13 protein-coding genes and 4 pseudogenes are annotated in these 14483 nt (G+C 69.2%); 10 read left to right on the plus strand and 7 right to left on the minus strand.

Annotated elements, in window-relative coordinates:
• Positions 1 to 45: 45 nt before the first annotated feature.
• Positions 46 to 297: pseudogene (locus tag ACZ6C1_RS29270) on the plus strand (transposase); the annotation flags it as partial.
• A 296-nt stretch (positions 298 to 593) separates the two neighbouring features.
• The gene (locus ACZ6C1_RS29275; RefSeq protein ID WP_469244848.1) at positions 594 to 800 is read left to right on the plus strand and encodes a hypothetical protein; all 207 of its coding nucleotides are present in this window, start codon (positions 594 to 596) and stop codon (positions 798 to 800) included.
• 661 nt (positions 801 to 1461) lie between these two features.
• Here ACZ6C1_RS29275 and ACZ6C1_RS29280 read toward each other — a convergent pair.
• The 4 genes from ACZ6C1_RS29280 to ACZ6C1_RS29295 form a co-directional block, all read right to left on the minus strand.
• Positions 1462 to 2223: a hypothetical protein gene (locus ACZ6C1_RS29280; RefSeq protein WP_469244850.1), complete on the minus strand. Its 762-nt coding sequence runs from the start codon at positions 2221 to 2223 to the stop codon at positions 1462 to 1464.
• A gap of 401 nt (positions 2224 to 2624) precedes the next feature.
• Entirely contained in the window at positions 2625 to 2798 is a 174-nt protein-coding gene (locus ACZ6C1_RS29285) for a hypothetical protein (protein WP_469244852.1), read from the minus strand.
• Positions 2799 to 4066: 1268 nt separating this feature from the next.
• On the minus strand, positions 4067 to 4729 hold the full coding sequence (locus ACZ6C1_RS29290) for a response regulator (protein ID WP_030832911.1): 663 nt from the start codon (positions 4727 to 4729) through the stop codon (positions 4067 to 4069).
• Positions 4704 to 5876, minus strand: coding sequence for a sensor histidine kinase (locus ACZ6C1_RS29295; RefSeq protein ID WP_469244855.1), 1173 nt, complete (start codon positions 5874 to 5876; stop codon positions 4704 to 4706). The genes ACZ6C1_RS29290 and ACZ6C1_RS29295 overlap by 26 nt, the downstream gene beginning before the upstream one ends.
• 176 nt (positions 5877 to 6052) lie before the next feature.
• On the opposite strand from ACZ6C1_RS29295, the gene ACZ6C1_RS29300 reads away from it, so the two are divergent.
• Complete coding sequence (locus ACZ6C1_RS29300; protein ID WP_469244857.1) at positions 6053 to 8323, plus strand: MMPL family transporter; 2271 nt, start codon at positions 6053 to 6055, stop codon at positions 8321 to 8323.
• Between the two features lie 67 nt (positions 8324 to 8390).
• On the opposite strand, the pseudogene ACZ6C1_RS29305 reads toward ACZ6C1_RS29300, so the two are convergent.
• A pseudogene (locus ACZ6C1_RS29305) lies at positions 8391 to 9107 on the minus strand (IS5 family transposase).
• A gap of 79 nt (positions 9108 to 9186) precedes the next feature.
• Between ACZ6C1_RS29305 and ACZ6C1_RS29310 the strand changes: the two are divergent.
• Positions 9187 to 9416: pseudogene (locus tag ACZ6C1_RS29310) on the plus strand (transposase); the annotation flags it as partial.
• A gap of 33 nt (positions 9417 to 9449) precedes the next feature.
• On the opposite strand, the gene ACZ6C1_RS29315 reads toward ACZ6C1_RS29310, so the two are convergent.
• Complete coding sequence (locus tag ACZ6C1_RS29315; protein WP_469244859.1) at positions 9450 to 10358, minus strand: ADP-ribosylglycohydrolase family protein; 909 nt, start codon at positions 10356 to 10358, stop codon at positions 9450 to 9452.
• A gap of 319 nt (positions 10359 to 10677) precedes the next feature.
• Here ACZ6C1_RS29315 and ACZ6C1_RS29320 point away from each other — a divergent pair, with 319 nt between their 5' ends.
• Complete coding sequence (locus tag ACZ6C1_RS29320; protein WP_469244861.1) at positions 10678 to 10803, plus strand: hypothetical protein; 126 nt, start codon at positions 10678 to 10680, stop codon at positions 10801 to 10803.
• A gap of 432 nt (positions 10804 to 11235) precedes the next feature.
• The gene (locus tag ACZ6C1_RS29325) at positions 11236 to 11487 is read left to right on the plus strand and encodes an ALF repeat-containing protein (RefSeq protein WP_469244863.1); all 252 of its coding nucleotides are present in this window, start codon (positions 11236 to 11238) and stop codon (positions 11485 to 11487) included.
• Positions 11488 to 11561: 74 nt separating this feature from the next.
• On the opposite strand, the gene ACZ6C1_RS29330 is transcribed toward ACZ6C1_RS29325, so the two are convergent.
• The gene (locus ACZ6C1_RS29330) at positions 11562 to 11741 is read right to left on the minus strand and encodes a hypothetical protein (RefSeq protein ID WP_469244865.1); all 180 of its coding nucleotides are present in this window, start codon (positions 11739 to 11741) and stop codon (positions 11562 to 11564) included.
• Between ACZ6C1_RS29330 and ACZ6C1_RS29335 the strand changes: the two genes are divergently transcribed.
• From ACZ6C1_RS29335 to ACZ6C1_RS29350, 4 genes and pseudogenes are all read left to right on the plus strand, one after another.
• Positions 11742 to 12206 (plus strand): SLATT domain-containing protein, encoded by a 465-nt coding sequence (locus ACZ6C1_RS29335; RefSeq protein ID WP_469244866.1) that lies wholly within the window; start codon positions 11742 to 11744, stop codon positions 12204 to 12206.
• Between the two features lie 24 nt (positions 12207 to 12230).
• Positions 12231 to 12428, plus strand: a pseudogene (locus ACZ6C1_RS29340) (IS630 family transposase); the annotation flags it as partial.
• A 238-nt stretch (positions 12429 to 12666) separates the two neighbouring features.
• On the plus strand, positions 12667 to 13305 hold the full coding sequence (locus ACZ6C1_RS29345) for a serine/threonine-protein kinase (protein WP_469244868.1): 639 nt from the start codon (positions 12667 to 12669) through the stop codon (positions 13303 to 13305).
• Positions 13306 to 13519: 214 nt separating this feature from the next.
• A complete protein-coding gene (locus tag ACZ6C1_RS29350) occupies positions 13520 to 13996 on the plus strand; it encodes an outer membrane protein assembly factor BamB family protein (RefSeq protein ID WP_469244870.1) in 477 nt (158 codons plus the stop codon).
• Positions 13997 to 14483: the final 487 nt, after the last annotated feature.

Genomic DNA, 14483 nt, shown 5'->3' on the forward strand with positions numbered 1-14483 from the left:
GTCCGCTCCGGACGCCTCTTGTGGTGGGGCGTCGTTGATCTCGGTATGGGGCGGGATACGTGGAGTTGGATGTTGCGGGCGGGCTGTGGGAGCTGGCGAAGCCGCTGATCCCGCCCTCGAGGGTGCGGCCGCAGGGGCGGCGGAACGCAGGACACCCCTGATGAGACGCTGTTCGCCGCCATCATCTACGTCCTGGTCAGCGGCTGCGCTTGACGCCAACTGCCGCCCAGCTTCGGCATATCGCAGTCGACCGCCCACCGCCGGTTCTTGATCTGGCCGAGAGGCGGCCGCTGGGGCGCTGGCTTCCCGGCTGCCCCGTGCCGCCGCCGTGCCGCCGCCGTGCCGCCGTGCGTGCCGCCCCCGGCCGTAGGCCGCTGCCGTCGGGCTCACCTGTTCTGTCGTGGCTGTCCGGCTGTGGCCGACGTCGTACCCCACTGTTCTGTCGTCGGCCGTCGCGGCGGCCCCCGCCCCTCCATGCGCCTTGTTCACGGGAGCAGGCCGGGTGGGCGTGGTGATGGCCGCGTGCACGCTTGACTTCGTGTAACTGATGACGTGTAGCGTGCTGGACTCGGGTAATTGAGGGGGCGGTGGCTGTGGGGCTGTTGGTCGGTGTCGGTGTCGTCGTGGCGGTGCTGGTCGTGATACTCGTCCGGCGGGACCGCAGGCCGCATACGGAGAATCGCGAGGGCCAACTCATCGAGCGTGACGCGGGCTTGCGGCTCCAGCAGCACCGCAGCGAGGCCCGGGCCGCCGAAGCTCAGGCCTTCCTGCGGCGGGGTGAGAACGGGCATCGGCGCTGAGCACTGCACCGCAACGGTCGGTTCGGCTCCGTGGCGGACGCGCCGCGGGCGAGCAGCCCATGTGACGTGACGCCGCCGTGCTGCCGACGCGCCTGAATCGGCCCGTCCGTCATCGTGCCGCCGCGCACCTCGTCGTATGGCGCGACGAGCGGTTCATTCGAGGCGTTGCAGCGCCGTGCGGTCTCGGGATGCCGCACCGTCGACCAGCTCGCTGCCCCCTACCCCGCGTACTGCATCGCCTTCGACGCCCTCCGGACGGACGGCGAGGAACTGCTGGCCGAGCTGTACGAGCGCCGTGGCGCCCGGGTCCGGCTGTTGCGGCCAGGGATCGTCCGGCTGGTCTGCTGCAGCCTGCCGCCGACCGCCTGCCTCCCACCGCACCGCTGCCGTGTTGCCGATGGTCCGGCGTACCGAGGCCCCGCTTGCCGATCTCCCGCCCACTGCGGCTGGGCGCTTGTGCCGCTGTCCCGCCGCGCCGACCGCCACCCGCACGGGGTGTTGCCACCCGCTGTCAGGCCGCCCGCCGCCCGCTGTCCCGCCGCCCTCGACCTTCCGCCCGGCACTCCCTGGCACCCGCACGGTCACGCTTCCTCATGGGGATGGCGGTTGCGAGTGGATGCCCAACGGCAGGGGAAGGCCCAACCCCGTTTCTCCCTGCCGTTCACATGAACAGCGGGTCGACCGGCGGCCATGGGTAGCCCAGTTGCTCGGCATCATGCGAACCTCCCCAGACCTCGGCGGCGGCACGGGGATCGCCTGCGGTCAGCTGCGCTTCAAGGCGCTCGGCTTGGACCGGTGGGGCGTCTGCGGAGATGAGGAGGGTCATCCCGAACTGGAGCCAGGGCAAATCTGCATCGACCTGGTTACGGGGATGCCTCAGGACGACGTGGATCCGGTCGGGTTCCTTGCGGGAGGCCCAGACGCCTTCCAACTCGCAGTCCCACCTGACGAGCCAGTCTCCGCGTCCCCTCAGCCCCGCCTCAAGCAGCCGCGCAACCGCTCCTGCCGGCCACTCCCAACTGCGGTCCTCTCCGGCTCGCAGGACCTCGGCCTCGTACTGACCTGCGGTGAACCGAAGTTCCGGCAGGTCGAAGTCGTGATTGGCCAGGTCGTGCCAGCCCGCCCAGACAACATGATCCCCCTCACGTGTGACCCTCATGTACAGCGCGCCACAGCACTCCTCCACGCCGCATCCGGACCAAGCGAGACGAACCTCGTGGGGCGTCGCCGTGGCATGCAACGGCCCGTCCTGGCCCAGCAGATCCCTGGGGCCTACTCCCAGGTACCGGGAGCCTCCCACGCCACCGGGGACCACCTCGGCCAGAAGATCCCGGCCGTTGACGATCGGGCGGACCTCCACGACGCCCTCGTCGGGTGGAGGGCACGCGATGCTCAGACTGAGAAGGTCCGGTCTCATGGTCATCGGCCAATGATCACGGAGCTGGCTCGCAACTGTCATGTGGAATTCGCGTGGCCTCCGCTCAGGGCAGTAGTTCGGGCCGCCTTCAGGGACGCTGGCCCGGACACCCCTCCGGAACGACGGGAGGGCAGCCTGGGGGAATGACGAGACCGTAGTCCTGCGGAATTGCGTGACCGTCCACACACCGCCCAGGACCACGACCAGGATCACGTCCGACGACTCAAGCACGAGGAAGTTGCCCGGGTCGGTCAGCGTCCCGCACGCTCATGCAGCCCTGAGCAGGTGGCACACACCCAAGGACAGCCGAGCGGAAACGCAGCGGCCGCGGACGAACGCCAGGCGGCCAGGATCGGCGCGGTCAGCACCGGCCCGGCTGGCAACATGGAGCGGCTCACCGCTCGCCCTCACCGCTCGCCCTCGGCGTGGGCGAACTGCTCGGAGGCCGAGTCGATGGTGACCTCGGTCTTCATGTTGGCCGAGCTGGCCTGCACCGCACCCAGTTCCTGCTTGAGCGGGTAGCGGCCTGCTCCATCACCTCCACGCTGTAGGAGGGTGGGACGGCTAGCGCGCGGGCTCACCGGCCGCCGTGCTGCGACGATGGTCTCGAGTCACGGCCAGCGCGGTGAGGGACGCCTGCGGCAGCTCACTGGACAGGTTCGTGACAAGGGTTTGCTGCCCGAGCTCCTCGCCGGGTGCTCATGCGGTTACCTCCTCGCGGCAGTCGCGGCACAGGGCGTCCTCAGTGGCAATTCACCAGCGGCCGGTGGCACTCAGGGCAGCGAGGGCGCGTAACCGGCTGCTCGGGGGCGCTACGCGGTGTCGGCACCACCGGGGCACGAGGAAGGCTTTCAGGATCCAGCCTGTGGCGGTAGACCGCAGCCATGGACTTGGCGTTATCGGTCTCCTCGGTGAGTTGCCGCCGCAGCGCACTCTCAGCCCAGCCAGCAGCCGGCGCTCCCGCCACTCGGTTGATCAGATGGGTGCGCTGCCGAGGACCGGGGAGTCGCCCGCGGCCTCGACGCCCTCCTCGAAGCCGTCTGGGCCGGCCGCGACAACCTACGTCGGAGAAGCCGTCGACATGAAGGCCGTCGACACCGTACTTGACCTGATGGATCGCCGCGCCAAGCTCAACGGCCTTGACATGCCCGTCAAGGCCGAGCTGTCCGGCCCGGGCGCCTTGACCCCCACACCAGCACCCGGCACAGCCCCCTCAAGCGCGCCTTCCACGCCGCCGGTATCCCCCTCACCGGCCGCGACCAATAACGAGCGACCCAAGCGACCGAAGACCAGAACACGCAAATCCGGGATCCGGGGGATACCGGCCCGGACAACCCGGCCCCGTACGCCAGCATCAGAAGTGCACAGCCTGGCCGGGAGCCCGGTGCCCCAGCGCCCAACTCCCGGCCAGGCCGTAACCACCACACATGACCGCGCGTTCCCGGGGCACAAGGACGTCGACCCGAGCTCGGCGGCCCCCCCCCGACCGCCGCCGAGTACACCGGCCCCGCCACTCACCCCCCGAGCGGCGGGGCCGCCCCATACCCCCTGCGCTGAGAACTCCTAACGAAATGGTCCTCGAGGTGGTTGGATCGCTCGGGGACTAGGGCGTGCATTGACTCGTGTCACCGGGGGTCTGGTGAGGTCTTTGATCCAGAACATCGAGGCGTGCGGTGGAGACTGGCGAGGTAGCTGTCGGGAGCCTTGTCGTATCGGGTGTCTCACCGTCCCAGGTCCGGCCTCCTGGTACGTCACGCTCTGGGGCGGGTGAGGCACGTGAAGCCGACGTGAGCCGACCGGTGCACTGATGTCCGGTCGGGGACTCATAAGACACGGCCCGGCACCCGGCTCAGGTTCCGGGGAGGATACGGCGCGTTTCGTAGGCCCACATCGCGATCTCGACCCGGTTGCGGGCGCCGAGTTTGGCCATCAGGCTGGCCAGATGCGTCTTCACCGTGCTGAGGCTGATGTGCAGTGCATCGGCGATCTCGGTGTTGGTCAGCCCGCGAGCGACGGCGAGGAGCACCTGCTCCTCGCGGGCGGTGACGGGGGAGACCGGCTGCGCCACGGGCCGGCCGGCGGGCAGGTCCGCGAATGCCTGGAGCAGACGGACGGTGACGCTGGGCGCAATGAGCGCCTCACCGCCGGACGCCGACCGTACGGCCTGGGCCAGAAGGTCCGGTCCCGTGTCCTTGAGGAGGAATCCGCGGGCGCCGGCACGCAGCGCGCCGTAGACGTACTCGTCGAGGTCGAACGTGGTGATGACGACCACGGCCAGCGGGTCGGCGACGCCCGGGCCGGCGACCAGCCGGGTGGCCTCGAGCCCGTCGAGTACGGGCATGCGGATGTCGAACAGGCAGACATCGGGGCGCAGTTCGCGGGCCAGGCGTACCGCCTCCCGCCCGTCGGCGGCCTCGCCGACCACCTCGATGCCGGGCTGGGCGTTCAGCATGATCCGCAACCCGGTGCGGATGATTGTCTGGTCGTCAGCGACGAGGACGCGAATGGACACCGCTCTCGCTCCTCGCTCTCGGCAGTTCGGCGTCGACATGCCAGCCCCGGTCGGTACCCGGGCCGGCTCGTAGTGTGCCGCCGAGCAGGGTCGCGCGCTCGCGCAGTCCGGTAAGTCCGTATCCGTCGCGACCCCGGCCGGTGCGTCGGCCGTTGTCGCGCACGCTCACCCGCACCGTGTGCCGTTCCGCGGCGACCCGGACGACGACCTCGGTCGCGTCGACCGCATGGCGCAGCGCGTTGGTCACCGACTCCTGCACGATCCGGTAGACGGCCGCGTCCACGGCCGGGGGCAGAGCGTCCAGCTCGCCGTCGAGCCCCAGGTCGACCCTGAGGCGACCACCCGGGGTGCGCACCAGGCGCTCCAGATCCGCGACACCGGCAGGCGGCGCCAGCTCGGCGCCGACCCCGCGGTCGCGCAGCGCGGCGACCATGGCGCGCATTTCCTCCAGCGTGCGCGCCCCTTCCTCCTCGACCCCCTCCAGCGCCTCGACGGCGGCGGACGGGTCGGTGCCCGCGAGCACCCGGCCCGCCTGGGCGATGATCACCATGGCCGACACGTGGTGGGCCACCGTGTCGTGCAGTTCCCGGGCGAGCTGCTCGCGCTCGCGGGAGCGCACCTGGTCCAACTGCCGCTCGCGAGCGGTCACCCGGAACCGCACGGCAGCCCCGACCACGCCGGGCAGCAGCAGGAAGACGATGCCCACGACCTTTTCGACGACCGGGGTCTCGTCCGTGACGACACACAGCGCGCCGGCCGCGAGGATCACCGCGCCACCCAGCACGATCTCGCGTCCCGATCCCCACCGGGGCAGCGCGTACACCAGCACGAGCACGACCGCGCCGGTGTACAGGCCGACGGGCTCGCGCGGTGCGGCGACGAGCGCGGCCACCTCAAGCAGGCTCACCGAGCCGAACGCCAGCGTCACCATCGCCAGCGGGCGGGTCCGGCGCCACAGGGGCAGCAGGCCCAGCCATACGGCGACCACCACCGCCACCGGCCGCCACACGACGTTCTCGCGCAGGGTGGCCTCCAGCGCCACACCGGCAAGGCCCGCGGCGAGCAGCGCCCAGTCCCGCCGCACCCGGGCGGGCGCGTCGGGCGGCCGGGGTTCGGTCCACAGGGTTCGCAGGTCGTCTCGGAGCACGGTTCTCAGCCTAGGGACCGCGGCGTGCCGCGCATCGGCCGAAAGGACGGGTCGTCACTCCGCCCCGGGGCCGACGGATCCGCGGCCAGCGGGCCGATGCCGCGGAGCGCCGTGACGACGAGCCTTACGCATCGGCGGCCGTACAAGGACGGCCGACGAGGTGGTTGGAGGACCCGATGCTCTCGAAAGCCCTGTTGCGCCTGGGCACAAGCGCCGCCCGCCATCCCTGGCGGGTGATCGCGGCATGGCTGATCGCCGCCACGCTCGCCGTCCTCGCCGCCGTCGCCTTCGGCGGGCGTACCGCGGACTCGATGACCGCTCCGGGACTGGACTCCCGACGGGCCGCGGAACTGATCGAGCGGGCAGGCACCGGCCAGGAGGGGATGACCGCCCACGTGGTCGTCACCCCCCTCGACGAGGGTGCGACGTTCTTCGACGACGAGGGCGCGCGCACCGCTCTCACGCGGCTGCGGGCCGAGGTGAAGCGGCTGCCGCACGTACTCGGCACGAGCGACCCGGCCGGGGCGCTCGACACGGGCGGGGACACCGCCGTGCGCGGCGGCCTCGTCTCGGCCGACGGGCGGATCGCGGTCGTCCGGGTGCAGTACCCCGACCAGAGCCGGCTGTCGGCCGAAGACCTCGACGCCCTCGTCGATCTCGGCGACCGGCTGCGCGCCGAGCTGCCGCTGCGCATCGAGATGGGCGGGAACCTCTTCTACGTCTTCTCCAACGCCGACGGCGGCGCGAGCGAGCTGATCGGCCTCCTCGCCGCGGCCGCGATCCTGTTCCTCGCGTTCGGTTCGCTCGTGGCCGCCGCGCTGCCGATCGGCATGGCGGTCTTCGGGCTGACCGTCGGGGTCGCCACGATGACGGTACTGGCGAGGGTGACAGAGGTCCCCACCTTCGCACCGGTCCTGGGCAGCATGGTCGGGCTCGGAGTGGGCATCGACTACGCGCTGTTCGTGCTCGCCAGGCACCGGGAGTACCTCGCGCGCGGGCTCGATCCGCAGGCGGCGGCCGGACGAGCGGTGGCAACGGCGGGGCGGCCGGTGGTCTTCGCCGGTGGCACCGTCGTCGTGTCGATCCTCGGCCTGGCGGTCGCGAACGTGCCATTCATGACGGTGGGTGGGGTTGCCGTTTCGATCGTCGTCCTGACGATGGTGCTCGCGTCGGTGACGCTGCTGCCGGCCTTCCTCGGCGCGGCGGGCCCGCGCCTGGCCCGGGCCGGCCGGATCGGCCGGGCTCTGCAGACCAGGAAGCCGGGCCGACTCGCACGGCGGCGGGACCCGGCGGCAGTCGCCGCCCACGCCGCCGGGTGGCGTCGCTGGATCGGGCACGTCAGCCGGCACCCGGTGCCGTACGCGGTCGGCGCGGCGGGGCTGCTGCTGACCGCGACGCTGCCCGTGCTCGGTCTGCGCGTCGGCCTGCCCGACGACGGCTCACTGCCGCAGAGCCGTACTGAGCGCCGGGCCTACGACCTCGTCGCCGAGGGGTTCGGCCCGGGCATTAACGGTCCCCTCGTCATCGCCGCGGACCCCACCGGTGATCCGGGAGTGCTGGACCGACTCGTCGAGGCGGTCGCGGCGGACCCGGGCATCGCATCCGTCGCGCCGACGCACATCGATCGGGCCACCGGCATCGCGACCCTCGTGGTGTTCCCGACCACCAGCCCTCAGGACAAGGCCACGGCCGACACCATCGCCCGGCTGCGCACCGACGTGCTGCCCACGGCGATCGGGCACGGCCCGGCCAGGGCCCACGTCGGCGGCGCCGCCGCGAGCCTGTCCGATGTGGGCCAACGCACCAGCCAACGCCTGCCGGTGTTCGTCGCCGCCGTGCTGGCGATGTCGTTCCTGCTGCTGATGCTGGTTTTCCGCTCGATACTCGTACCGCTCAAGGCCGTACTGCTGAATCTGCTGAGCATCGGCGCGGCCTACGGCATCATGGTCGCGGTCTTCCAGTGGGGCTGGGGAGGCGCACTCATCGGGCTGGAAGCGACGGTTCCGATCGTGTCGTTCATCCCGATGTTCCTCTTCGCCATTTTGTTCGGCCTGTCGATGGACTACGAGGTGTTCCTCCTCTCCCGCGTACGCGAGGAGTACCTGCGCACCGGCGACAACGGCACGGCGATCGTTGAGGGCGTCTCGCGCACCGCCCGGATCATCACCTCGGCCGCCCTCATCATGGTGGCGGTCTTCCTGTCCTTCGCCGTCGCCGAGGACCCCTCCACCAAAATGTTCGGGCTCGGCCTGGCCACCGCGATCTTCATCGACGCCACGGTCGTACGCATGGTGCTGGTACCGGCGACCATGACACTCCTCGGCCGGACCAACTGGTGGCTGCCGAAGTGGCTGGACCGGATGCTTCCCCGCGGCCCGGTCGGCACGAACGACACCGACGCGGAATCCACAGGTGAAGCCCCGCGTCCACGGCTGGTTGACCGTTGACTCAACTCCTGCCCGCCCTTGGCGTCCGGCACCTCAGCGCGTCACCCAGGGGCATATCGAGTCGTGATCATCGGGTGGTCCTGGTGAGGTCCTTGATCCAGATCATGGAGGCGCGCAGGTGGAGACCGGCGAGGTAGCTGTCGGGAGTCTTGTCGTATCGGGTGGCGATGCCTCGCCATGCTTTGAGCTTGTTGATCAGGCGTTCGACGGTGTTCCGCTCCTTGTAAAGATCGGCGTCGTGGCTGACGGGTCGGCCACCTCTGGAGCCCTTCTTCCGGTGGGCGGCCTGGTCCTTCTTCTCCGGGATGACCGCCTTGATACGGCGTTTGCGCAGGTGGGCGCGGTTTCCGCGAGACGAGTACGCCTTGTTCCCGGCGACCGCGTCGGGCCGGATGTGGGGTCGGCCGATGGCCCGCGTACCCCGTACCTTCTTCAGGACGGGGATGAACCGCGGGCTGTCCGCTGCCTGGCCTGTGGTCAGGATGAACGCCAGCGGGCGGCAGTTGCGGTCGGCGGCGAGTGGACCTTGCTGGTCTGCCCGCCTCTGGAACGTCGGAGGAGGGCGGCCTTCAGCCGGAGCACGCCACTGCCGGAACCGGTTGTGGACGGTCGACCAGGCGCCGTACTCCGTCGGCATCTCCCGCCACTGCCCGCCCGTCTTGCACCGCCAGATCACGCCCGCGAACTGCTATCGAAGTCGCTCGGGGCACGGGCCGTACTCGCCGATCGGCAAGTACGGCTCGATGAACTCGCGCTCTGGATCGGTCAGTTGCACTCGCGTCACGTAAGACCGTCTATCGGACCGGACCGTGCCACGAAGGCACATCCCGCAAATTGATCACGACTCGATAGGCGCCCTGGGCGACCGCGGTTACGACCACGACAAGTACCGTCGGCTGGTCTGCGGCCTCGGAGTGAAGCCACTCATCGCCCGCAGCGGCACTGAGCACGGCTCCGGCCTGGGCACCCAGCGCTGGGTCGTAGAGCGCGCGTTCGCTCAACTGCCCAGTTCCGCCGCCTGGGGATCCGTTGGGAGATCCGCGACGCCATCCACGAAGCCTTCCTCGCCCTCGGATGCGCACTCATCTGCTGACGGCGCCTGAACTCGTCCCGTCAGGAGTCCTTACTACGTCACGACCGGGGGCAGCGGTTCACAGGCCGCGTGCCATGCGGGAGGGAGGGCGGCAACGCCGGTGCGGGCGGCGATGACCCCGCCCGCGATGGCGCAGGTGGTATCGATGTCGCCGCCCCCGGCGACCGTGACCCACAGGCCCTCGTGCAGGTCATCGAGGTGCCCCGCTGCACACCACAGGGCGTACGGGACGGTGTCGGGCCCTGACATCCGGTAGCCGGAGCCCAGGACCTCCGCGGCGTGTCGAACAGAGGTGTGCTCCGGCATCCGGGCCGCGATCCGCACTCCCGACCGGACGTCGCTGTCGGTAAGTCGTTCGGCTACTGCCTGAAGGAAGTCCGATCTGGCCGGGATGGCGTTGCCCCGGCTTCGGGTCGCCAGCGCCGCGGCCAGGGCAACTGCCACCGCTCCGGCGACCGCCTCCGGGTGGTGATGCGAGACCGCACTCTGACGGGCGGCCTGCTCAGCGGCCACATCGAGATCGGCGCTGTGCCAGGCGCCGAGCGGGGCGGCTCGCATGGCCGCGCCATTGCCCCAGGAGCCCTGGCCTCCGAACTGCCCGGCGACCACTTCCCGCCAGGGTTCGCCCGCGTCGATCCGGCGCAGCACGTCATGCATCGAGGCTCCATAGCCGCGGTGCGTGTCCTCGGTGTAGGCCGCTGCAAGGCGCTGGGCCAAGCGGTCCTGGTCGACGACGCCCCTGCCCTCGACGAGCTCCCGGACGAGAACCAGCGCTTGAGCGGTGTCGTCACTCCACTGCCACAGCGGTTCCGGGGGCAGCCTTCGCGCCTCCAGGGCTGCCGTACCATGCCTGCGCAGGATGCCGAACCAGCGGTCGCCGAAGGCGTCGCCGAACGCAAGGCCGTGCAACGAGTCCAGCGCAGCGGTAGGCATGTTGATCATCGGCGCAGTATCGCAGCGCGGTGGCTCTCCCGCACTCCGATTTCGGAGCCGCCAGGCTGCTGCCTGCGGATCTGCTGAGGATCCGCGACGCCATCCACGAAGCCTTCCTCCCCCTCCGATGCGCACTCATCTGCTGGTCTTTCCGTTAGGACTTCTTGGACCGTGGCCTACGTGGTGAGGCGGAGGACATCGGCGTGGAGATCGACTTCGCGCCCAACAGCGGCCTCGGCGTGGAAGCTCGCTTTCGCCCGCGATGTGGGCGCCCAGCCGAGGTGGGTCCGCTTCGCGTCCTGGAGCATCGGGGAGATCGAAGGGGTAAGTGTTCTCGACCTCCACGACGCCGTACGTACCGTGCGGGCCGCAGGGGACGGCGGCGGGGCGTCCCGAGCGCCATGGACGACGCGCGGGCGAGTTCACCGAGGACGAGGCGAACGACCTCTCCTGAGCGAAGACCACTGCGCCGCCGATGGGGAGGACGACAAGCATGAGTGGGTGCGGTGAACGTGCCAGGCGCCCCGGGTCGGGCCGTTACTCTCCCCGCTACGGGTCCCTGGCCATATGGGCCGTCTCACGGGCTGGCGTGGGTGGCTCAGGCGATGCTTCGTCCTGGTCAGGTCGTGGTGGTCTCCCATGCGGGCGTTGGTGGCAGTTCCTATCCTCCGTCAAGAAGCGCGTGTTCTCCGACGGCTATGCTCGCCGCGCCGAAGGAGGGCGGCCGGCGGATGCATTGCCGGCGATTGAGAAGAGTTCCCTTGATAACAAGATCTTGGCCAAGAGGCATGGCTGGAAGGACATCGCGCTCCACGCGCCCGACTGCCCCTGCAGCTTCTGCCGCTGATTTTCGTTGTGGGGCTGGTGGGTCCCGTGCCCGCCGTACTTGCCATGGCGGAAGAGGTCCCCCGCTTCTGGCGGCGCGGGTACGCTCACGCCGACCGACCGCGGGCGAGTTGTCGATCTCTGGAAGAATGGCGGACCCGGAGTCAAGGCCGCTGCCGAAGCCGCCCTGACGGGCGGCGACGTGGACGTTCAGCGGTTCCTCGCCGAGGCAGGCGACAAGACCCACCAGGACAACCGGGTAGCCGCCGCCCAGGTCGCCAGCGTGGGCGGTCGAGCCACTCTGGAAGCATGATCGTCCAGCGGAACCTCACGCTCGCCAGCCTTGGACCCCTCTGCCGGGGGTTCGGGTTGGTAGGGCATTCTCAGCTAGGCGCACGGAAAGTCGATGCAGACCAGCCGCTGGTCGTTCCAGTCCTCCGACGAGACGGCCGCCTGCGGTGCGCTCTTGACAGTTGCTTCATAGTCGGGCGGGATGGTGGGTGCGCACTGGGCGCGGTTGTCCGAGTCGGGGGACACGTAGTGGAAAATGTCGGTGGTCCGGACCACGTGGAGATACTGGAGCGTTGGGCCCGTGGCTTACAGATGCTCCATGTGGCTCACAACATTGCCTCGGAGCGATTCAACCACTGGAACCGCGTCACCGGGATCACCACTGCCATGCTGTCCGCAGTCGTCGGTACAACGCTCTTCGCCTCTCTCTCGGCCTCCGACCTCACCGCAGTTCGTCTGGTAGCCGGTGTCTCAAGCTTGTTGACGGCTGCGCTCAGTGCCGGGCAACTGGTCTGGAACTACCCCGAACTCGCCTCGCGCCACCGAGCAGCCGCTGTGCGTTACGCTGCCCTCCGTCGACAGGTCGAACTACGGCTGGCGAACCGGGACCAAGTGACCGAGACGGACATCGACGTCACTTCGTCCGAGTGGGAAGAGATCGAGCAGTCTGCCCCACAGCTGCCGATCGGTGTCCGCGGCCGCGCCAGGAAAGCGATCTCCAGCGTCCCGCTACGTGCATGAACACCGTGCCGTCAGGCTTTTGCGGTGGCAGAACGAGTGTGGGTGCGTGAAATCGATGACGACGAGGGTCAGTGGCTGCTGCGGATCGTCCGCAGGGGCACCAGGTCGGTGGTGACCTGGCGGCGGGCTCAGATGGTGTTGCTGTCCGCGCAGGGCATGTCGGTGGCGAAGATCGCCGAGATGACGTACACCAGCATGGACCGGGTCCGGGACGTGACCCACGTCCTCGTCAAGTCGGGTGCGCGGGTGCTCGTGGTCTGCAAGGGACCTCGCGGCGCGAGCCGAGCTGCTGGGGTGCTCGACAGCGAGAGGGATCCGGGCGGCTGCGGTCGACAATCACCATCGCACGATGGCACATCGTACGGAGCCATGAGGCACCGGACTGCGTTGTGGATTTTGTATTGAGGCCTGGCCGCAACGGGCAGCGTCCCCCATGAGGCCATAGGACAGGGAGCATTGGGTGGGATCGTTAGAAGCCTTGGAGCCGGAGGACCCGCAGCAGGTGGGGCGCTACAAGATCGTGGGGCGGCTGGGCTCCGGCGGCATGGGCCGGGTGTACCTCGCGCGCTCACCCGGCGGGCGCCAGATTGCCGTGAAAGTGGTGCGCCCGGAGCTGGCTAAGGACATGGAGTTCCGGCGCCGTTTCAAACGCGAGGTAACCGTGGCCCAGCGGGTCAACGGGGCTTTCACCGCAGGTGTGGTCGACGCCGAGCCGGACGGCTCCCCTGCCTGGCTGGCTACTGTCTACGTACCAGGTCCATCCCTGGATGAGGCGATCACCGCTCACGGTCCCTGGTCGCCATATTCGGTACGTGCTCTGGCCGCCGGCCTGATTGAGGCACTCCAGGTCATCCACGCAGCCGGGGTCATCCACCGTGACCTCAAGCCCTCGAACGTGCTCCTTGCCGCTGACGGGCCCAAGATTATTGACTTCGGTATCTCAGTGGCCATGGAGGCCAGCGCGCTGACCAAAAGGGGCATGCTGATTGGCACCCCGGGCTTCATGTCTCCCGAACAGCTCACCGGCCAGCGACGTCTTCGCCCTCGGCGCGGTACTGGCCTACACGGCCACCGGAGTCGGCCCATTCGGCACGGGTAGCCCGGATGTGCTCCAGTTCCGAGCCGTCCATGAGCAGCCCAAACTTCACACCCTCGCGCCCGATCTACGCGATGTCGTTGCCGCCTGCCTGTCCAAAGAGCCCGACCAGCGGCCCACCGTTGCCGCGCTGCTTGACCAACTGACCAGCTCATGCATAAAGGGTGGAAGTGGTCAGGGGACCAGCCTCACACTCCTGCTTACCGAACCAGGCTGGATGCCTGACCAGATCGCCCAGCTCGTCCACGAGAATGAATACCCTTCCTCCCTGCAAGAAACGCGCCCGGCGACGCCTAGTGATTCCCGCCGCAGCACACCTGGTCTAAAGCGCTGGTCCTTCGCATACGGCAAGCCACGGTGGTCGGGTTTTCACCCTGTGATTGAGCCGAGGCCGGCGGTGGCCCATGGGCTGGTCTACGTTGGTAGCTGGGACGGCAAGCTGTATGCGGTGGACGCGCAGACGGGGCAACAACGCTGGTCCTTCACCACGGGCAACAGCCTGTCCTCGTCGCCGGCGGTGGCCCATGGCGTGGTCTACATCGGCAGCAGGGACCGCAAGCTGTATGCGGTGGACGCAGAGTCCGGACTGCAACGCTGGTCCTTCATGGAACACTGCCCGCGCTTTTCTCCAGCTGTGGCCGACGGTCTCGTCTATAGCGCCAGTCTAAACACGCTGTATGCGCTGCAGACCTGAAGCACGTGCCACGCCAGAAAACTGTTGACCACACGGCAACCAGCCAGGACCCTCGCCGGTGATCAGGCACGCTTACTGGCGGCTTCGGCTATCAGACTGCCGCCTGGCCCCCGAGGAACCCACCCCGCTGGGTGTGTGGTCCTCAGGAGGGGCATCGGCACCAGATCCTCCGGATCTGGTCACCAGCCGTGAGGCGGTCCTCGTGGTAACCGAGGGCGTTCGCGATGACGGCTGGGGCCTGGAGGACGAGGTGGCGGAGCGCAGTGCCCTCCGGCTGGCTTCCTTGGCGTGAGATGGGAACGATTGCTGCAGGGTTCGGACAAACATGGTGATCGAGAGGGCCCGGAATGTTGCCCGTTTTCAGGAACACCTGGTCGGCTCGTCGGGGTGTGTCTTGCCGCGTCGCTTGCCAGAGGCGTTGAAGGCCGCAGTGGTGCATGGACCTTCATCCAGGGCTTCGCCGCCCACTGGTCCGGCTCCGCCCTGG

The sequence above is a fragment of the Streptomyces sp. NPDC041796 genome (genome assembly GCF_055590785.1).